This window comes from Pantoea sp. FN0307, assembly GCF_050113815.1.
Classification (GTDB): Bacteria; Pseudomonadota; Gammaproteobacteria; order Enterobacterales; family Enterobacteriaceae; genus Mixta; species Mixta alhagi.
The window spans coordinates 1,156,445-1,174,503 of sequence record NZ_JBNJSO010000001.1 but is presented as its reverse complement, the minus strand read 5'-3'; the positions used below and the strand labels follow the sequence as shown (position 1 = coordinate 1,174,503).

The 18,059-nt window shown below is 55.6% G+C and carries 15 protein-coding genes; 8 read left to right on the top strand and 7 right to left on the bottom strand.

All coding sequences use genetic code 11. From position 1 onward, the window contains the following. Window positions 1–79: 79 nt before the first annotated feature. Both ahpC and ahpF read left to right on the top strand, forming a co-directional pair. Complete coding sequence (gene ahpC / locus ACQE3Z_RS05525; protein WP_085071716.1) at window positions 80–643, top strand: alkyl hydroperoxide reductase subunit C; 564 nt, start codon at window positions 80–82, stop codon at window positions 641–643. Between the two features lie 65 nt (window positions 644–708). After that, window positions 709–2,277: an alkyl hydroperoxide reductase subunit F gene (ahpF, locus tag ACQE3Z_RS05520; RefSeq protein ID WP_426972569.1), complete on the top strand. Its 1,569-nt coding sequence runs from the start codon at window positions 709–711 to the stop codon at window positions 2,275–2,277. Window positions 2,278–2,335: 58 nt separating this feature from the next. Here ahpF and ACQE3Z_RS05515 read toward each other — a convergent pair whose 3' ends face one another. Genes ACQE3Z_RS05515 through ACQE3Z_RS05505 form a run of 3 tightly spaced genes read right to left on the bottom strand, consistent with a single transcriptional unit; the run spans window position 2,336 to window position 4,036 of the window. Next, a complete protein-coding gene (locus ACQE3Z_RS05515; RefSeq protein WP_426972567.1) occupies window positions 2,336–2,770 on the bottom strand; it encodes a thiol-disulfide oxidoreductase DCC family protein in 435 nt (144 codons plus the stop codon). Next, window positions 2,763–3,152 carry a hypothetical protein gene (locus ACQE3Z_RS05510; RefSeq protein ID WP_250649968.1) on the bottom strand — a complete coding sequence of 130 codons (390 nt, stop codon included), beginning with the start codon at window positions 3,150–3,152 and terminating at the stop codon, window positions 2,763–2,765. Before ACQE3Z_RS05510 ends, ACQE3Z_RS05515 begins: the two co-directional genes overlap by 8 nt. Window positions 3,153–3,208: 56 nt before the next feature. Then, a complete protein-coding gene (locus tag ACQE3Z_RS05505; protein ID WP_426972566.1) occupies window positions 3,209–4,036 on the bottom strand; it encodes an arylamine N-acetyltransferase family protein in 828 nt (275 codons plus the stop codon). 666 nt (window positions 4,037–4,702) lie between these two features. On the opposite strand from ACQE3Z_RS05505, the gene ACQE3Z_RS05500 reads away from it, so the two are divergent. Beyond that, window positions 4,703–5,050: a hypothetical protein gene (locus tag ACQE3Z_RS05500; protein ID WP_426972565.1), complete on the top strand. Its 348-nt coding sequence runs from the start codon at window positions 4,703–4,705 to the stop codon at window positions 5,048–5,050. Window positions 5,051–5,095: 45 nt separating this feature from the next. On the opposite strand, the gene ACQE3Z_RS05495 is transcribed toward ACQE3Z_RS05500, so the two are convergent. Then, window positions 5,096–5,965 carry an NAD(P)-dependent oxidoreductase gene (locus ACQE3Z_RS05495; protein ID WP_426972563.1) on the bottom strand — a complete coding sequence of 290 codons (870 nt, stop codon included), beginning with the start codon at window positions 5,963–5,965 and terminating at the stop codon, window positions 5,096–5,098. Between the two features lie 238 nt (window positions 5,966–6,203). Between ACQE3Z_RS05495 and pqqU the strand changes: the two genes are divergently transcribed. Next, window positions 6,204–8,330, top strand: coding sequence for a TonB-dependent receptor PqqU (gene pqqU, locus ACQE3Z_RS05490; protein ID WP_426972561.1), 2,127 nt, complete (start codon window positions 6,204–6,206; stop codon window positions 8,328–8,330). An 8-nt stretch (window positions 8,331–8,338) separates the two neighbouring features. Here pqqU and ACQE3Z_RS05485 read toward each other — a convergent pair whose 3' ends face one another. After that, window positions 8,339–8,905, bottom strand: a complete 567-nt coding sequence (locus ACQE3Z_RS05485; protein WP_426972559.1) for a helix-turn-helix domain-containing protein — start codon at window positions 8,903–8,905, stop codon at window positions 8,339–8,341. Between the two features lie 80 nt (window positions 8,906–8,985). Here ACQE3Z_RS05485 and ACQE3Z_RS05480 point away from each other — a divergent pair, with 80 nt between their 5' ends. Then, window positions 8,986–10,164 (top strand): benzoate/H(+) symporter BenE family transporter, encoded by a 1,179-nt coding sequence (locus ACQE3Z_RS05480; RefSeq protein WP_426972557.1) that lies wholly within the window; start codon window positions 8,986–8,988, stop codon window positions 10,162–10,164. Window positions 10,165–10,473: 309 nt separating this feature from the next. Here ACQE3Z_RS05480 and ACQE3Z_RS05475 read toward each other — a convergent pair whose 3' ends face one another. Together ACQE3Z_RS05475 and ACQE3Z_RS05470 are read right to left on the bottom strand one after the other, a co-directional pair. Further along, window positions 10,474–10,656, bottom strand: coding sequence for a general stress protein (locus tag ACQE3Z_RS05475; protein WP_038626107.1), 183 nt, complete (start codon window positions 10,654–10,656; stop codon window positions 10,474–10,476). 294 nt (window positions 10,657–10,950) lie between these two features. Further along, window positions 10,951–11,268, bottom strand: a complete 318-nt coding sequence (locus ACQE3Z_RS05470; RefSeq protein WP_426972555.1) for a hypothetical protein — start codon at window positions 11,266–11,268, stop codon at window positions 10,951–10,953. A 43-nt stretch (window positions 11,269–11,311) separates the two neighbouring features. Between ACQE3Z_RS05470 and ACQE3Z_RS05465 the strand changes: the two genes are divergently transcribed. The 3 genes from ACQE3Z_RS05465 to ACQE3Z_RS05455 are packed head-to-tail and all read left to right on the top strand — an operon-like array spanning window position 11,312 to window position 18,047. Next, window positions 11,312–12,664 (top strand): SrfA family protein, encoded by a 1,353-nt coding sequence (locus tag ACQE3Z_RS05465; protein WP_426972553.1) that lies wholly within the window; start codon window positions 11,312–11,314, stop codon window positions 12,662–12,664. 2 nt (window positions 12,665–12,666) lie between these two features. Beyond that, window positions 12,667–15,642 (top strand): virulence factor SrfB, encoded by a 2,976-nt coding sequence (locus tag ACQE3Z_RS05460; protein ID WP_426972551.1) that lies wholly within the window; start codon window positions 12,667–12,669, stop codon window positions 15,640–15,642. Further along, window positions 15,639–18,047 carry a virulence factor SrfC family protein gene (locus ACQE3Z_RS05455; protein ID WP_426972550.1) on the top strand — a complete coding sequence of 803 codons (2,409 nt, stop codon included), beginning with the start codon at window positions 15,639–15,641 and terminating at the stop codon, window positions 18,045–18,047. Before ACQE3Z_RS05460 ends, ACQE3Z_RS05455 begins: the two co-directional genes overlap by 4 nt. Window positions 18,048–18,059: the final 12 nt, after the last annotated feature.

The window sequence follows — 18,059 nt, the reverse complement described above, 5'->3', positions numbered from 1 at the left end:
GATTCAATAATGGATACGCATTAGATCTCAATCACATTTTTCGGTAACTTTCACGCTAACCAATATGAAGGAGTAACTGATGTCTATCATTAACACCAAAATCAAACCGTTCAAAAACAGCGCGTTCAAAAACGGTGAGTTCATCGAAGTGACTGAGAAAGACGTTGAAGGTAAATGGAGCGTATTCTTCTTTTACCCGGCTGACTTCACCTTCGTTTGCCCGACTGAACTGGGTGACGTGGCTGACCACTACGCAGAATTCCAGAAAATGGGCGTAGACATTTACTCTGTTTCTACTGATACCCACTTCACGCACAAAGCCTGGCACGGCAGCTCTGAAACCATCGCGAAAATCCAGTACGCGATGATCGGCGACCCGACCGGCGCGCTGACCCGTAACTTCGACATCATGCGCGAAGATCAGGGTCTGGCTGACCGTGGTACCTTCATCGTTGACCCGGAAGGTATCATCCAGGCAGTAGAAATCACTGCTGAAGGCATCGGCCGTGACGCCTCTGACCTGCTGCGTAAAGTGAAGGCAGCTCAGTACGTTGCCAGCCACCCGGGCGAAGTGTGCCCTGCAAAATGGAAAGAAGGCGAAGCAACACTGGCTCCGTCTCTGGACCTGGTTGGCAAAATCTAAGTTAGCCTCGCTCTTTATATTTTCATCGGGTGCTGCGGCACCCGATTTTTTGCCTGGAGACCCTCATGCTCGACACCACGATGAAAAACCAACTCAAGGCCTATCTTGAGAAATTAACCAAGCCTGTTGAGTTAATCGCGACGCTGGATGACAGCGCCAAGTCCGCTGAAATCAAAGCGTTGCTGACTGAGATTGCTGAGCTGTCTGAAAAAGTCACGTTCCGTGAAGACAACACCCTGCCGGAGCGTAAACCCTCATTCCTGATTACTAACCCAGGCAACACTACCGGCCCGCGTTTTGCCGGTTCGCCGCTGGGTCACGAATTTACTTCGCTGGTGCTGGCACTGCTGCAGACCGGCGGACATCCGTCAAAAGAGACACAGGCGCTGCTGGATCAGATCCGCCAGCTGGATGACGACCTGCATTTTGAAACCTATTACTCGCTTTCCTGCCATAACTGCCCTGACGTGGTACAGGCGCTGAACCTGATGGCGATTCTGAATCCGCGCATCAGCCATACGGCGATCGACGGCGGCGTATTCCAGAGCGAAATCCAGGATCGCAATGTGATGGGCGTTCCTGCGGTGTTCCTGAACGGTAAAGAGTTTGGTCAGGGTCGCATGAGTCTGGCGGAGATCGTCAGCAAAGTGGACGTTAACGCAGATAAACGCGCGGCGGAAGAGCTGAATAAGCGTGACGCTTACGACGTGCTGATTGTCGGCAGCGGCCCGGCGGGCGCAGCGGCAGCGATTTACTCAGCGCGTAAAGGCATTCGTACTGCTCTGCTGGGCGAACGTTTTGGTGGACAGGTGCTGGATACGGTGGATATCGAAAACTATATCTCCGTACCGAAAACCGAAGGTTCTAAACTGGCCGGCGCGCTGAAAGCGCACGTAAGCGAATATGCTATCGATGTTATCGACAGCCAGAGCGCCAGCAAGCTGATCCCGGCCAGCGTTGAAGGCGGCTTGCATACCATTAAAACCGCCTCCGGCGCTGAGCTGAAATCACGCAGCATTATCGTGGCGACCGGCGCACGCTGGCGTAACATGAACGTGCCGGGCGAAGAGCAGTACCGCACCCGTGGCGTTACCTACTGTCCACACTGCGACGGCCCGCTGTACAAAGGCAAACGCGTTGCGGTTATTGGCGGCGGTAACTCCGGCGTTGAAGCGGCGATCGATCTGGCAGGCATCGTTGAACACGTTACCCTGCTGGAATTTGCCCCAGCGATGAAAGCGGATGCCGTGCTGCAGGAAAAAGTACGCAGCCTGCAGAACGTGGACATTATTCTTAATGCGCAAACGCTGGAAGTGAAAGGCGACGGCAGCAAGCTGACCAGCCTGGAATACAAAAACCGCGTAAACGACACGGTTCATCAGCTGGACGTTGCCGGTATTTTCGTACAGATTGGTTTGTTGCCGAACACCACCTGGCTGGATGGCACCATTGAGCGCAACCAGATGGGCGAAATTATGATCGACGCAAAATGCGAAACCAGCGTGAAAGGCATCTTTGCTGCCGGTGACTGCACCACTGTACCGTACAAGCAGATCATCATCGCCAGCGGCGAAGGCGCAAAAGCCTCACTGAGCGCGTTTGATTACCTGATCCGTACTCAGCCGGTCGGCTAAGGCCCACCCGCAAAAAAAAGCAGCGGCATCTTCGGATGCCGTTTTTTTTGCCCGGGGTTCAGCGGTCGAGAAAGCGTTGCGGATGATCCGCGATGAGAGACTGGACATTGTCGTAGCGCCCAAAGAGACGGTAGCGATTGCTGGCGATCAAATCATAGCAGCGGTTGCTGAGGGTCGCAGGCAGCAGACGCAACAGCGCCAGGATACGCCACGGCCAGGGCAGCCCGGCCATGACACGAAATATTGCTTCCGCGCGCAGATAAACTTTCCCCTGCCTAATCAGCACAATCGTACTGATGTTTTCTGTAGAGAGCCCTGCCCAGCGCAGTAGCGCTTTGCCCTGCTCGCTCTGCACCGCCGCCAGCCTCACCGTACGATATTTATCGTAGCGTAGCAGGAAATTCACCCACCCGTTACAGAGCCGGCAGGTGCCGTCATACAGCACTACCTGCTCGTCAGGTGAAATCAATGGCGGTGCGGCGCGATCACTCATTGCGGATGCCAGGATCCTCATCGCTAATCGACACAGGATCTTCATCTTCGGTGCCGCTATCCAGCTCATGCAGGCTAATCAGCTGTACCGGCGCATCTTCCAGCCTGTCCAGCCAGCGTTCGCTCACGTCCGGCAGGCTGGTAAACTGCCCGTCAAGAAACAAGAAATCGAGCTGCTCACCCAAATCTTCCAGTAATTCTTCTGGCGCGCTGTAGTTTTCGCCATGCAGATCGCTGCCATCAATTTGATACCCGATCAGCCCATCATGCACGTTCGCCTGGCCCAGTTCGATAACGTGGCCATCGATATTCTGCGCCAGTATGGTACCGTCGCAGTAGAAAAGGTTATAGGGCATTAAGTCCTGGTTACGATTATCGGGCATAATTCCTCCTGTATGGCATTCAGGTTGATAAGTATAGCCAGGCTCTGCAAGGACGCTTATTGTGTGTTGTCCAGCCGCGTCATCGCCTCGATAAACGCCTCTTCGCTCACGCCATACAGCGAATGCTTAACCCCAAGGCGGAACGCATCCTGCAACAGCTGATAAAGCGCGCGCAGATCATCCAGCGTGCGCCGCTCCGGCTGCGCGCCATAGCGGCTAAAACGTCGGTTCTCCAGCGACAGCTGACCGCCGTCCGGCAGATAACGTGCCGCCAGCAAATGATGCCGAAAGTGCGAGTGCGGCCAGGTCGAGACGAAATGATTGGCCATCAGGTAATCGGAAGGATACTGCGTCACCAGATCGAAGCGATAGAGCGGCAGCCACTCCTGGTTACGCCGCTGGCACAGCAGCCACTCTTCACCCAGCGACTGCAATTGATATTCGCCGTGCGGCGTGGTCTGCACCCGATCTGCCTGCAGGCGAATCGGCGCGCTCAGCGTCGGGCCGCCAAAGCCTACATCGGCAATCCAGAAATCCTCTTCCAGTTGCACCAGCAGCAACATATGGGTACGCGGCGGCACAGACGGCGGCTGGGCAATCACGACTCTGGCCGCCAGCCCGCGTGCATCGAACCCCATCTGCTGCAGCGCCAGCAGAAACAGCGCGTTCTGCTCATAGCAGTAACCACCACGCCGCGCTACGACCAGCTTCTCCTGAATTGCTTCGGTTTCAAGGTGAATCGGGCGATCAAGAAGCACATCCAGGTTTTCAAAGGGTATAGCGCATACGTGCGCCTGATGCAGCTGTGCCAGCGTCGTTAATGAAGGGCGCGTCGCGCCGGTAAAACCGATACGCGCCAGATAAGCGTGAAGATCAAACGGCATAATTTCTTCCTGGTGAAAACGATGCTTATCTTATAGCTGATTTCTGGCGCGGGGTTTGATGCCAGGTGCGCGAGGCATCCATTCATTTTATTTGACTAATCCCACGCTGTTTTTTAACAGCTGACGCGCTCGCCAACAACTTATAATCATTTCGTCGTCGTCCGCGTTGTCGGCCAGGCCGCCCAAACGCGAACAGAGCGCATCGTAACTCAATGCCCGCCTTTCCTGTGCTAACGCTACGACAGCCCGACCCACTAACGCCAAAAACTCGGAGTCATGCTCTACATCTTCAGATAACCAGGACAATTTTTTTTCCCTCCTTCGGTGAAAAAAGACCCCTTAACTATGAACGCTCAAAAAATTTGGGGATCCCTGTAATCGATTTCTGAGACTTATCTCACGTTGAAGATTGTCAAGGCGCAGCGGCGGCTGGGCAAAGCGCTTAGATAAATCTATAACATTTTAATAACCTACCTGCGGTTAATAAAAAAGAGGCAAAAATGAAATGGCGTTCTGGCGTCCAGCATGGATTGAATTTGTACAGAAGCTGTTCCGCCAGGCTTTCGCGGCAGCAGCCTGTCAGCGTCGCGAGCAGCGCCTCCGCTCCGTAAAAACATATCTCAGCTATGCTTAAGTAACGATTTAACAAGGCAAAAAGGAGCAAGAATGAAAAAGCGACTGGCGATACTGCTGTTGATGGCAAGCTGCGGCGTGGCACAGGCAGCAGACGAAGCAAGCAGCGAAGCGCAATCCTATATTGCGGGACTCTGCACCATCACCGGTGAACAGCAAGCGGCGGACGCATCACAGGAAGAGTATGTGCAGAAGCTTAAAAATATGGTGATGCGCGGTTCGGTTCCTTATGGCATGGACACGCCTGAATTTAATCAGGACGAAGCGGAAAAGGTAGCGGATGCTTATAGCAAACTGCCTGACGAGGTGAAAAAAAGTAATCTTAAAGATGTCGCCGCCTGTAAAAAAGCAACGCTGGCGCAGTATCAAAAAGCAGAGTAAATGGGTTAACAGAGCGGGCTACGGCCCGCTTCTGCCGGACAGGCTTTACTCTTTGCCAGTCAAAAACCGATAAATCACCGCAAGATCCTGCTCGCCATAGCCCGCTTCCACGGCCTGCTGCCAGAGCTGAGCAATATGCTGAAGTCCCGGCATCGACTGATCTTCCGCCGCGCTCAGCGCCAGCTGCGCATCTTTAAGCGCCCAGACCAGCTGCATTTGGGGCGTATAGTCGCCGCCCCTGATGGTCTCCAGCTTTACCTTTGCATAGGGCGCTGCTAACGGCCCGCCTTCCAGCACCGACCAGAGTTCGTCAGGAGTAAAACCAAACTGTAGCGCCAGACTGGTGCTTTCCGCCAGCCCCTGCATCATGCTAATCAGCCAGGCGTTTACCACCAGTTTCATTCGCGAACCGGCGCCCGCTTCACCCAACCAACGCGCGCCCTTGCTGATAGCGGCAAACACAGGCTCCAGGCGCGCCGCACGCTGCCGATCGCCGCTGGCCAGCACCAGAATCTGCGCATTTTCTGCAGGCGCTTTGGTGCCGGAAACCGGCGCATCGATATAGACCACATCCGGGCGCGCCGCGACCAGCTGAGAAATGAGTTTGTCGGTGGCTTCCACACCGATGGTGCCCATCTGGCAGAAGATAGCGTTGGGCTTTAACGCTGGCATTATTTCTTGCAGAACGCGTTCGGTGGTTGCGCCGTCTGACAGCATCGCCAACACAACTTCAGCCTGTTCTGCCGCCTGCTGCGGCTCATCACACAGCTGCATGCCCGCTGCCGCCAGATCCTCACCGCGTGCCCGGGTGCGGTTCCAGCCTGCTACCTGAAATTCTTTCTTTACCAGGTTAGCAGCGAAAGCATGCCCCATGGCGCCTAATCCCAATACCGCTACCGCGGGACGTTGATTCATGGTGTAAATCCTTCTGGTTAAATGTCGGTTAATACTGACCTGGGTCTTGATAATAGTCTCGTTTTATATCAGCCAGATTATTAGCTGTTTTCTGCGGCATTCCGGCGGTTTATGCGTGATTTGTCACCGCTGGCCTGAAATATTTTATTAGCGCTTTTTGCAAAATATGACCGGGCTGCCAGGCTTAAACGCAGATGTTACGGAACGTTATCAATTATTTCTGCCGCAGGACGCCTTTATGAAAATCATCCTTCCTCCCTCTTCTGCCCGCTTTATAGCAGCACCCACCCTGCTGGTTTTTAGCTGCATCTGCGCAGCGGCCAGCGATAAATCGACCCTGGTGGTGAGCGCCTCCCCTGGCGGCCTTTCCGAACTGGACACGCCAGCTGCCGTGAGCGTGATCAACGGCGACGATCTGCGTCTGGCCGCGCCGCGCGTTAATCTGTCGGAGAATCTCTCCGGCCTTCCTGGCGTACAAATCCAGAACAGACAGAACTATGCGCAGGATTTGCAGATTTCGATTCGCGGGTTTGGCTCGCGCTCTACCTATGGCGTGCGCGGTATGCGTATTTATGTGGATGGCATCCCGGCAACGATGCCGGACGGTCAGGGCCAAACGTCTAATATCGATCTCAATTCGGTGGATCGCGTGGAAGTGCTGCGTGGTCCCTTTTCCGCGCTCTACGGCAACGCCTCGGGCGGCGTAATCAACATTGAGACCCTGAAAGGCAGTCAGCCCGCCAGCATTGAGGCCAGTAGCTATTATGGCAGCTTCGGTAGCTGGCGCTACGGCCTGAAGGCACAGGGCGCAACCGGCGATGGCAGTCAGGTGGGTGATGTTGACTATGCGGTTTCCACAACCCGTTTTAGCACTCACGGTTACCGCGATCACAGCAGCGCGCAAAAGAATCTCGGCAACGCGCGGCTGGGGGTGCGTATTGATGATGTCAGTACCTTAACGCTGCTGTTTAACAGCGTGGATATCAAAGCCCAGGACGCTGGCGGCCTGACCAACACAGAATGGCACGATAACCCGCGCCAGTCTCCGCGCGCGGAAGAGTACAATACGCGCAAAACAACAAAGCAAACGCAGGCCGGGCTGCGCTATGAACGTCAGATAAGCGAAAAAGATGACTTCCGCCTGATGGCGTGGGCGGGCGAACGTGAAACGGTGCAGTATCAGTCGATCCCGCGCGCGCCGCAGCTAAAACCGACCCATGCCGGCGGCGTAATTGATTTAACCCGTCACTATCAGGGTATCGATGTGCGCTGGACGCATCGTGACGCCATCGGCGCGATCCCCGTAACGCTCACCGGCGGGATTGATTACGAAACCATGAGCGAACGTCGCAAAGGCTATGAAAACTTCATTATGCAAAACGGCACGCCAGCTTTTGGTCATAAGGGCGACCTGCGCCGCAACGAGCGCAACCTGATGTGGAACCTCGATCCCTATTTGCAGACCTCCTGGCAACTTACGCCTGAGCTGACGCTGGATGCGGGGGTGCGTTTCAGCACGGTGAATTTTGATGATAATGATCACTACATCACCGCTGACAACGGCGACGATAGCGGCGAAGCGCGCTATCACCGCTGGCTGCCTGCCGCCGCGCTGAAATATGCGCTGACGGATGCCTGGAATATCTACACCTCTGCCGGACGCGGTTTCGAGTCGCCGACCATTACCGAACTTTCCTATCGCAACGATGACCAGGGCGGTCTGAATAACCTCCTGCAACCCTCAACCAGCGATACGCTGGAGATTGGTAGCAAAACCCGTATTGGCAACGGTCTGTTCAGCGCCGCACTCTTCCAGACCGATACCAAAAATGAAATTGTTGTCGCCAACAGCGAAGGCGGACGCAGCAGCTATAAAAATGCCGGGCAGACGCGGCGACGCGGTCTGGAGCTGGCGCTCGATCAGCAGTTTGCCCTTGACTGGCGACTGCGGCTCTCCTGGACACTGCTGGATGCCACCTATCGCGACAGCAGCAGCAGCGCCAAAAATCCGGTGACGCGCGGCAATCGTCTGCCCGGCATTGCCCGCAATATGGCCTGGGCGGCGCTGGAATATGCGCCAGAAACCGGCTGGTACGGCGGTGCCGAGCTGCGCTATATGGGTGAGATTCAGGCCAACGATAGCAACAGTGAACAGGCTCCGGCTTATGCGGTGACCGCGCTGAACGGCGGCTATAAGTACCGCGCCGGGAACTGGGTACTGGATCTGTTTGGCCGCGTTGATAATCTGTTTGACCGCCGCTATGTGGGTTCGGTGATTGTTAATGAAGGCAATGGCCGCTACTTCGAACCGGCGCCAGGACGTAATTACGGCGTGGGCGCTTCACTGAGCTGGGAATTTAATTAATTCTGCGTTTAGCCTGCACGCGGATAATGTATCAGGTCGTGAATTAACGCTGGCTGGTCGCTGCTATTGCGGTAGGCGTGCGGCACGTCGGCGTTAAAACGCAGCACTTCGCCCTGTTTCAACAGATGCCATTGCTGCGCAACCCGCACCTCCAGCGTACCGGCAATCACCACCACATGTTCTGTTACCCCTGGCGCGTGGGGAGCCGACTCGCTAAACGCACCGGCGGAAAAAGTAATCCCCAGCAGATCGAACCCCAGCAACGGATCGAAATCAGCCAGCGGCCTGACCTGCATCTGTGCATTGCGTTGCAGAAACGGCGGCCGTTCACCGTCGCGATAGTGCGTTACCTCCGCTGGCGCTTCAGGCGGCGTGATAAACAGCGAAAACGGCACGGCAAAGCCGGTGGCGATTTTCCACAGCGTGGCAACCGTAGGGCTTGATTCGCCGCGTTCAATTTGCCCCAGCATCGCCTTACTGACGCCGCTGTGTTCTGCTGCCTGCGTCAGGCTCCACTGGCGCTGCACACGTAAGGCTTTTAGCGTTTGAGCGAGGTGTTGCGTGAGTGTCTGCATCCTTTTCCTCCCGAATGTTATCTTGTGCGCTATAACGCACAATGCTACTGTGTGCGTTATAGCGCACAGGAGAGAATACTATGTTATCGGTGCCGCATGCACGTCAGATTGCTTTCCCGGCTGCGATCGCCGGGTTTATCGCAACGCTTATTGGCTACGCCAGCTCAGCGGCGATTATTTATCAGGCTGCCGCCGCTGCCGGTGTCAGTGCGGATGAGATCGGTGGTTGGTTTACCGCGCTGGGCCTGGCGATGGGCATCAGCTCCCTTGGCTTTTCTCTCTGGTATCGCCAGCCGATCCTTACTGCCTGGTCAACCCCTGGCGCCGCCATGCTGGCAACCAGTCTTGATGGCGTTACGTTGTCACAAACTATTGGCGTTTTTATCTTTACCAATTTGTTAATTGTGCTGTGCGGCATTACCGGGCTGTTTGCCCGCTTAATGAAAGTGATCCCTCAGGCGATTACCGCCGCCATGCTGGCCGGGATTTTATTGCGCTTTGGTCTGCAGGCCTTCGGCGCGCTGCCTACCGATCTGCTGTTATGCGGAATAATGTGTGTTAGCTGGCTGCTGGCGCGTCGGCTGCTGCCGCGTTATGCGATTATTATCACTCTGCTGGCAGGCCTGTTGGTGACGCTGGCGCGCGGCGATCTGCATTTGGCCCAGCCATTGCTGACGCTGCGCTGGCCATCATTTACTATGCCGTCATTCTCCCTGTCAACGCTACTGGGCGTTGGGTTGCCTTTTTTCCTGGTGACCATGGCCTCGCAAAATGCGCCGGGCATCGCTACGCTGCAGGCGCATGGCTATAACGCGCCGGTTTCACCATTAATTGGCTGGAGCGGCATGATTGCCCTGCTGCTGTCGCCTTTCGGCGGCTTTTCCGTTTGTCTTGCCGCCATTACCGCCGCTATCTGTATGGGTGAGGAAGTGCATCCCGATCGCACTAAGCGCTGGCTGGCTGCAGCCTGCGCCGGCATTTTTTATCTGCTGGCGGGCCTGTTTGGCGGTGCCGTGGGCCTGCTGTTGACCGCCCTGCCGATGGCGCTGATTCATATCCTTGCCGGGCTGGCGCTATTGAACACGCTGACCAGCAGTATTCAGCGAGCGCTGCATCAGGAAGAGACACGCGATGCGGCTATGGTTACCTTTTTAGTGACCGCTTCCGGCATTTCGCTGGCAGGCACAGGCGCGCCATTCTGGGGTTTATTAACAGGAATGCTGGTATGGCTGATATTATCAGCTCATCGGCTTCGCTAATAAGAACAAGCGTTTATTTAACGTGCGCGTTCAGAGGTAATGGAAATAATTGTACAGGTTTGTTATTTTTTGTCCAGGTATGGGCGTTTGCCGCTTGATCATCACTTGCTTGCCGGATGAACAAACAATTAAATTACCTGTGGGTTATTACCCTGCGAAATATTCATCAGGGAAACAATAATTGAATAAGCTGATTAACCAGAAAGAGTGAGTTAATAGTAAAACAGCCGGGATAAAAAAACACTCCGACATAATTACAAAAATTATGTCGGAGTGAAGAGGCGTAAAAAATTGGAATTGCCGTGGGCGTTACTCTGCTGGTTTACGCCCTCCGCCATGGCTGTTCTGGCCGCCTTTGCGCCCAGCTTCTGAAGCTTTCTGCGGGTTATTCTTGAAGTTGCCCCCGCTACGCTGACCGCCTTTTTTGCCAGCCTCGGAGGCACGTTGCCGATCGTTTGCGAAATTACCTGCACCACCACGATACTGAGTCATAACAATTCCTCTTTTCTTAACATTAAAGGGGGCAACTCACTCTCCCAGTGGGAGATAAGTAAGCGTAACAACGTTATTAAATGTAGAAGCTCAGTAACGAAGTGCAACTATTTCACCTTCCCTTAAAAGCGCCTCCGTCTGATAAAACTGCTCAGCCTGCAATTGTTTTAATTAATAATTAATCCATAAATACATAATAAGAATTGCTGTTTAAGATTTTTCCTAAAATGAGCACAATTAAGCTTGCGTCTGATTTTTTTAGATAATTTCCACTTTGTTAACATTCATCTATAGTTACTCAGGGACAGGGAGAGAGCATGTTGATAAAAAGGTTGCGCTGCGAAAAGGCGTACCGCGAGAGAGAATTGTTTCTGGTGAGGATGGCGAATACGATCTCTTGCTCTTGTTGATCAACGCGCCCCGGCTGTTATGGTGATCAACTGGGCGTTTTTCAGGCAATGACAGTGCCTCCTGATGCCTTATTTTACAGCCACCTGTCGCATTTTCTGTGCTGCTTGCCTTTGCAAGGGGAATATCAATCAAATACGCGCTCTTTTCCGGCGTTTGATTTATCTCATGTAAAGATAAGATCATTCGAATAGCAGATACCATACGATTTTCTGCCTCTGGCAGCGTCAAATAAGGGCCCTTACAGGTGGCAAAAACATTTTTACGCAGTGGGAATTTGGATGCCGTACTTGCTTTAGGTGAGAATGGTCAGCCGGTTTACCTTTCTGCGCTTCAGTTGCGCGAAACTCTGCGCCTGCGCAAGCAGCAAAAACTTGCCGATTGTCTGGCGATCCCGCAGACCAACGAACGCGGCGACCGGCTGGACTGGTACGCCCCTTTTAATGGCCGGGTAAAATCCTGGCTTAACGCCAGCGAAAGCGAGCGTCGTCAGGCGCTGGCCGAGCTGGAAAGCTATCAACAAACGCTGACTGCCATGAGCCAACGCGCGCTCAGCGCGGACAAGCCAGCACTTAAACTCTTCGGCGCTCTGCTTAGCAAAGCCTTCCAGTTTCCCGATCGTCAATATGTTTATCTGGTAAATGGTCGCCCGGTGCTGACTTTCTGGGGCTTTGTCGATCTGGATAAGCGTTCACGCAGCGATGCGCTTGATTGCCTGCGCAGTTCGCTTCAGCCTGAGCCGATCTCCGATGCTCCTTTGATTAGCACACCTGTGGCTGAGATTTTACCGCTGCCGCCAAAAGCTGAACCCGAACCTGAACCGGCAGCGCAACCGGTAGCCCCCGCCGCCTCCATTAGCGCTTATCAGGCAATTAATGAACTGCATGAGGAAGAAGAACCCTCGGTCGAGCCGCAGCCGGTACCTACACCGAAGCGTTCGCGTCGTCTGCTGTGGGTCGCTGCGCCTCTGGGGTTGGCTATCGCCGCTGCGCTGGCGTTCACCTTCTGGCCTGCTCAACCGGAGCCTGTCACTGCCGAATCAGCCAAAACAGCAGAGACACTGCCAGCGATCAAACCGCGCGTGGTGATCCCGGCGGCCACCCAGGCACAAACTCTTGCGCTGCATAAAACCCTGCCGCTCAGCAACGCGGCGGTGGTGCCCGCGCAGCCGGAAACGCCTGTGTTACCGGATCCCGCGCCGGTTACCGCGCCGGCGGCCAAAGATGATCTGGTAATGCCGACCAACGCAGTACGAAACGGTTCGGTTGCATTCCTTGACGGTAACTGGCGCGTTTCGTTACAGCTTCGCAATATGCCTGGTTTCAAAGCACCTACCGTGCGTTATCAGTTCCGCGACGGTAAAGGCTCCGCAACCCTTGTTCAGGGCAATGGCACCCGCTGTAAGGCAGAAGCCACCGCTGGCCTGATGAGCTCAGGCAATCTGATTATCAACAGCCGCTATACCGCCCGGTGCGCGAACGGTACGCGTTATAAAATGCCGCAGCTGGTGTGTAAACAAGGGGATGGCGCCGCCGTGTGTGAAGCGCAGTTTGGCAGCGATGCCGCATTTCCAATGACGATCAAGCGTGAGAGTAAATAAGAATGCTGGCGCCCATCACCGATTTTAAACAAAAAATTACCCTGATTGCCGAAAGCGGTATTCAGTTTCTTGATTTTGCTATTGCCGTTCAGGAGAGCCAGTCGCGTAAATTTGTACGCCAGACGGCGAACGGCCCGCTGCTGCGCATTACGCATGATGCCGCCAGCGGCCGTTTTTTGCTGCCGCTGGAAGATGGCGCTGCGCCAGAGGTGGTGAAGCCAGAATGCAGCACCACTCAGGAGCAATCGCTGAACCTGCTTAACGGGATTTGGCTGCCTGTACCGGTTCTGCGCTGCGCTCCGCCGCGCCAGTTTATCGGCGGCCCGGAAAACTGGGCGCGCATGCAGATTGCCGCGCTGGATAAACCGGATGTGGAAGGCCATACCCATCGCGTGATCCTTGCATTTGATACCCAAACTGCGGCTGACGACAGCGATCAGGCGCAGCTGGCCCTGACCCCTTCTGACGCCAATAACGGCGTGGGCTTTGCCCTTGCCTGGCAAAACTATGAACTCGGCGACTTCCTCGACCTGACCTGGGTTGACGGCTGGCTACGTGAAGTTTTTACCCAGCGTGCCACTGAGCTGGAGTCGCGTCACGACAGCGACATTAAAATGGCGCTACGCGAATTTGAATATCAGGCGCACTACCTGAACCTGCTTGAACTGCTGGGCACCCAGCTGGCGCTGACCGATATTCGTGTTCTTACCGCCACGCTGCAGGAGCCGGTCGTGAATGTCGATCTGATCCTCGACGTTGGCAACTCCCATACCTGCGGCATTTTGGTGGAAGATCATCCCGACGAAGTCAACGGCCTGAAGCAGACCTACGAACTGCAGCTGCGCGACCTTTCGCAACCGCACCGGGTGTATAACGAAATGTTCGACAGCCGGGTTGAATTCGCGGAAGCGCATTTCGGCAAAAAGAACTTTTCCGTGGAGAGCGGGCGTGAAGAGGCATTTGTCTGGCCTTCATTAACCCGCGTGGGCCGCGAAGCGAGCCGTATGGCGCTGCAGCGTGCCGGAACCGAAGGCACCACCGGTATTTCCAGTCCGCGTCGTTATTTGTGGGATGAAGCCCGTTACGCCGCAGGCTGGCGCTTTAATCACGCCGATCGCGCGGGCGCAGAGCCGCAGGCGATCGCAGAACCGCTGATGACCCTGATTAACGATGAAGGCGAGCCGCTGTGGCAGATCGAGGAAGATGAGCGGCTGCCGGTGTTTTCAGCGCACTACAGCCGCAGCTCCCTGATGACCTTTATGCTGAGCGAACTGCTGGCTCAGGCGATGATGCAGATGAACAGCGCCGCTCAGCGGCAGAAAATGCCGCACAGCTATGCGCCGCGTCAGCTGCGTCACATTATTCTTACCCTGCCCTCAGCGATGCCGAAGCCAGAGCGGGAGATTTTCCGCAGCCGTATGCAGGATGCGATTGGTCTGGTATGGAAAGCGATGGGCTGGCATCCCGCCGATGCGCCGTTTGACAGCCTGAGCGATAAAGCACTCAGCAGCCGTCCGGTGCCCGATGTGCAGATGGAGTGGGATGAAGCCACCTGTGGACAGATGGTTTACCTGTTCAATGAAACCCAGGTTAACTTTGCTGGTCGCGCGGAAGCCTTTTTCGCCAGCATGGCGCGCCCCGATCGTCTGCGCGACGCCAATGAGCCTGCCGGTAAAACGCTGCGTATCGCCTCCATTGATATCGGCGGCGGCACCACAGACCTGGCGATTACCCATTACGCGCTGGACGACGGTCAGGGCAACAACGTAAAAATCAACCCGCGCCTGCTGTTCCGTGAAGGCTTTAAGGTGGCTGGCGATGATATTTTGTTGGATGTGATCCAGCTTTATGTCCTGCCTGCGCTGCATTCCTCCCTGAAACAGGCCGGACTGGGTAACCCTGATATTCTGCTGGATAAGCTGTTCGGCTATGACGGGCGCATGGATGGTTTTTCCACGCTGCGTCAACAGGCGACGCTGCAACTCTTTATCCCGCTGGCACAGGCGATTCTTGAACGCTATGAGAGCTATGATCCGCTGGATGTCAGCGCGGAGATCGAAGCGCTGTATGGCGAACTGCTGACGCAGCGTCCCGGCGCGGCGGTGCTTGATTATATTAATGGCGAGGTGCAGCGCGCGCTTGGCGGCCAGCTGGCGTTTGATATTTTGCAGGTGCCGCTGGTGGTAAGCCTCAGCAAGCTGCACGGCGAATTTTTGTCGCACCGGATGGCAATTGTGCCTGCGCTGCGCTCGATGGCAGAGGTGATTTCACTTTACAGCTGTGATGTACTGCTGTTGACCGGTCGCCCTTCCCGTTTCCCTGGCGTGCAGGCGCTGTTCCGTCATCTGCAGCCGCTACCGGGCAGCCGCATTCTGTCGCTGGAGGGCTATCACACCAGCGACTGGTATCCGTTTAACAAAATGGGCCGTATTGATAACCCGAAATCAACTGCGGCGGTGGGCGCAATGCTCTGCCTGCTGGCTCTGGATTTACGTTTGTCGAGCTTCTGGTTTAAGGCCGGTGATTTCCAGCCTTACTCCACTATTCGCTATCTCGGGATGCTGGATGATAACCATGCGTTGTCCAGTGAAAACGTCTGCTACAGCGAAATCGACCTGGATGACCCCAGCTGGACGCCCGATCGCAAAAGCAGTTTCCAGATCCGTGGCAATGTTTGCCTGGGCTTCCGTCAGCTGGATAATGACCGCTGGCTGGCGTCGCCGCTATACAGTCTGACTATTAATGATGCGCAGCTGGCGCGTAAGGTCGCTGGCGACAGCGTACTGCGTGTAAAGCTGGCGGTGGAGCCTGGCACCCAGTCAGGATCGCCGGAGCGCTTTGTGCTGGCTGATGCCCGGCTGGATGACGGTACGCGCGTACCGCTTTCCCAGCTCAGCCTGAAACTGAATACATTGTCCGCCAGTGGCAATGCCAATGCCCAATACTGGATCGACAGCGGGAGCGTATTTAAGAAATGACAGCCTTTACGCTGAAACAGCAGGTTTCTTCGTTCAGCCAGCAGTTAGTGGAAATGAACGAAGGCATCGACCTCGCCCTTTCATGGATCGATGCACAGCGCGTGCAGTCGCCGCGCCTGGATATAGAGGCAGATGGCCTGAAACTCGCTCTGCGCCGGGGTAAATATCGGCTGCGCCAGATGCAAAAGACGCAGCCTGACGAAAACACGCTCGGCTTTTATGGACTTTCACAGGCGGGAAAAGCCTCGCTGCTGCAGGCGCTGGTAGGCGATGTTCAGGGAAAGTTAACCGCCAGTTTTGGCGGTAAAGCCCTTAACTATCTCACGCATATCAATCCCGGCAATCAGGATTATGGCATGGCAACACGCTTCAGCCACTGCCGCGAGCCAGAAGATGCCAGCCGGCCCCTGTGCTTAACGCTGTTAAGCGAAGCGGAAATGACGCGCATGGTGCTGATGGCCGCCTTTCAGCAGCCGCAGGGCGAACCGGAAGCGAAACAGCTTGAGGCGCGGCTGGAACATTTGCAGCGTCTGCGTCAACCGCAGCCGGTTAAAGGCGCTGCCAGCGATGAGCTGGTTGCGCTGTGGGATTTTTGCCGACGTCATGATGCAGGTCGTGCCGCGCTACTCAACCGCCATTTCTGGCCGCAGGCCTGTGAACTGGCACCGCTGCTCAGCGTGGACGACCGCGCCCAACTGTTCGCGTTACTGTGGAATGATGATGAAACCCTGACCGCGCTGTGGCGACAGCTGGCGCATACTCTGCATGCGTTACAGCATGCGCCATACGTACTGGCGCCGCTTTCGCTGCTGGTTGATGACTCACTGCTACCGGCCGAGCTGCTGTTCAGTACCGCCGCCACGCCAAACCATGCCACGCGCCGTGCGGAAGTGGTGCCCTGGCTGGCTGGACGCGCCGCCAGCCCGGTCACGCTGTCACTGACGGAACTGCAGTTGCTGACGCTGGAAGTGCAGATCCCATTATCTACTCCGCCGCGTCAGGCCCTGTTCGATCAGGTGGATGTGGTAGATATTCCCGGCTACGGCGTTGCACTGGATGAAGATACGCGCCAGGAGCAGGCGCAGGCTGCTCAACGCGATCCGCTGCTGGCACGGCTGATGCAGGCCAGGCGCGCGCTGTTTCTTGAGTTTTATGGTGAACGTCATGGTCTGGATCTGTTGCTGGTATCTACTGCCGCCAGCCAGCGCCATGACGCCAGTTTCGTTGCACGCATGTTAACGCAGTGGCTGAAAACCATGCGTCTCGGTGAAGGCGAACAGCAAAGCGGTCATAAGCCAGTGCTGGTATGGTCGGTAACCCGTTTCGATGGCCGTTATGTGCAGTCAGCGAATATCGACGAAGCGGTACAGCGCCAAACGGGCACCGCTGGCAGCGACTGGGGATCGATGCTGGCGCAGGATGCGGGCGGCATTGAGCGTATGGCAAGCTGGCTGCAAAACGAGATCAAACCGGAAAAAAAACAACAGCGCATGCAGGAACAGACGCAGCGTCTGAGCCGCGAGCTTAGCGATCGCCTGTTGGCCAGTTGGGCGCAGCCGGTTGACGATGTACAGCAGAAACAGCAGATTGCCGATGATCTGTTAAAAGCGCTGCAAACCCGTACCGGCCTGCACGGCGAATTACTGGAGCGATTACAACCCTCGCGTGAGCAGCTGCGCACGCTCTATTTGTTGCCGCAGCAGCAGGCCGCCGCCGGAGCGCATGCCACGCCAGCCGCGCCCAATTTACCGGGCAGCCATTTTGGCATTGGCTTTGAATTCGACCTGTTCAGCAATCAGCCAGAACCGGCGCTGGATGGTGAAAGCGAAGAACCGGTATTGGATAACGACAGCCTGTTTGCTCATAACGTGCAGCGCTACTGGATCTACCATTTGCGCAGCCTGCCGGATAACGATGGTCTGCTCTCGTTGTTGGGCGTAAGCAAAACAACGTTGCAAATGTTAACAGAGGAGCTGATCACCGCCAGTTTCCGCCTGGATATCGCAGGCAGCCTGTTACGCACGTTAACCGAGCATGAAGCCACCAACGCGCCGCGCGAAGGCAAGGTGGATCGTCAGGTTTCACGAGCGTTGACGGTGCTGGGAGACTTTGTCGCCTGGCTCGGCTTCCTGAAGCGCGACGCGGCGGAACGGCCCGACAGCCGCGTGAATCGCGGCCAGAAGATTTTTGCCCAACCGCAAACGCCTGCTGTGACTTTTGGCAGCACGCAGCGTCTGACGCGCCTTTCCGCTGCGCCAGCCAATACTACCGCCTTTTATATTTATGACTGGCTGGTTGGCCTGAATACGCTGATTGTAGAGAACAACGGCTATGCGGGCGGCAGTGAGATTGCCGATAGCGCACGACTGCCGTTAAAGCAGGCGCTGAAACTCATCCGCGCCTAAAGATCCTGCAGG

Bases quoted from the DNA above. Each gene is read 5' to 3' on its own strand.
- ACQE3Z_RS05500 (WP_426972565.1), top strand. From the start codon at position 4,703: ATGAAAAAGCGACTGGCGATACTGCTGTTGATGGCAAGCTGCGGCGTG.
- pqqU (WP_426972561.1), top strand. From the start codon at position 6,204: ATGAAAATCATCCTTCCTCCCTCTTCTGCCCGCTTTATAGCAGCACCC.
- ACQE3Z_RS05515 (WP_426972567.1), bottom strand. From the start codon at position 2,770: ATGAGTGATCGCGCCGCACCGCCATTGATTTCACCTGACGAGCAGGTA.
- ACQE3Z_RS05455 (WP_426972550.1), top strand. From the start codon at position 15,639: ATGACAGCCTTTACGCTGAAACAGCAGGTTTCTTCGTTCAGCCAGCAG.
- ACQE3Z_RS05495 (WP_426972563.1), bottom strand. From the start codon at position 5,965: ATGAATCAACGTCCCGCGGTAGCGGTATTGGGATTAGGCGCCATGGGG.
- ACQE3Z_RS05480 (WP_426972557.1), top strand. From the start codon at position 8,986: ATGTTATCGGTGCCGCATGCACGTCAGATTGCTTTCCCGGCTGCGATC.
- ACQE3Z_RS05470 (WP_426972555.1), bottom strand. From the start codon at position 11,268: ATGGTATCTGCTATTCGAATGATCTTATCTTTACATGAGATAAATCAA.
- ahpF (WP_426972569.1), top strand. From the start codon at position 709: ATGCTCGACACCACGATGAAAAACCAACTCAAGGCCTATCTTGAGAAA.
- ACQE3Z_RS05485 (WP_426972559.1), bottom strand. From the start codon at position 8,905: ATGCAGACACTCACGCAACACCTCGCTCAAACGCTAAAAGCCTTACGT.
- ACQE3Z_RS05505 (WP_426972566.1), bottom strand. From the start codon at position 4,036: ATGCCGTTTGATCTTCACGCTTATCTGGCGCGTATCGGTTTTACCGGC.
- ACQE3Z_RS05460 (WP_426972551.1), top strand. From the start codon at position 12,667: ATGCTGGCGCCCATCACCGATTTTAAACAAAAAATTACCCTGATTGCC.
- ACQE3Z_RS05510 (WP_250649968.1), bottom strand. From the start codon at position 3,152: ATGCCCGATAATCGTAACCAGGACTTAATGCCCTATAACCTTTTCTAC.
- ahpC (WP_085071716.1), top strand. From the start codon at position 80: ATGTCTATCATTAACACCAAAATCAAACCGTTCAAAAACAGCGCGTTC.
- ACQE3Z_RS05475 (WP_038626107.1), bottom strand. From the start codon at position 10,656: ATGACTCAGTATCGTGGTGGTGCAGGTAATTTCGCAAACGATCGGCAA.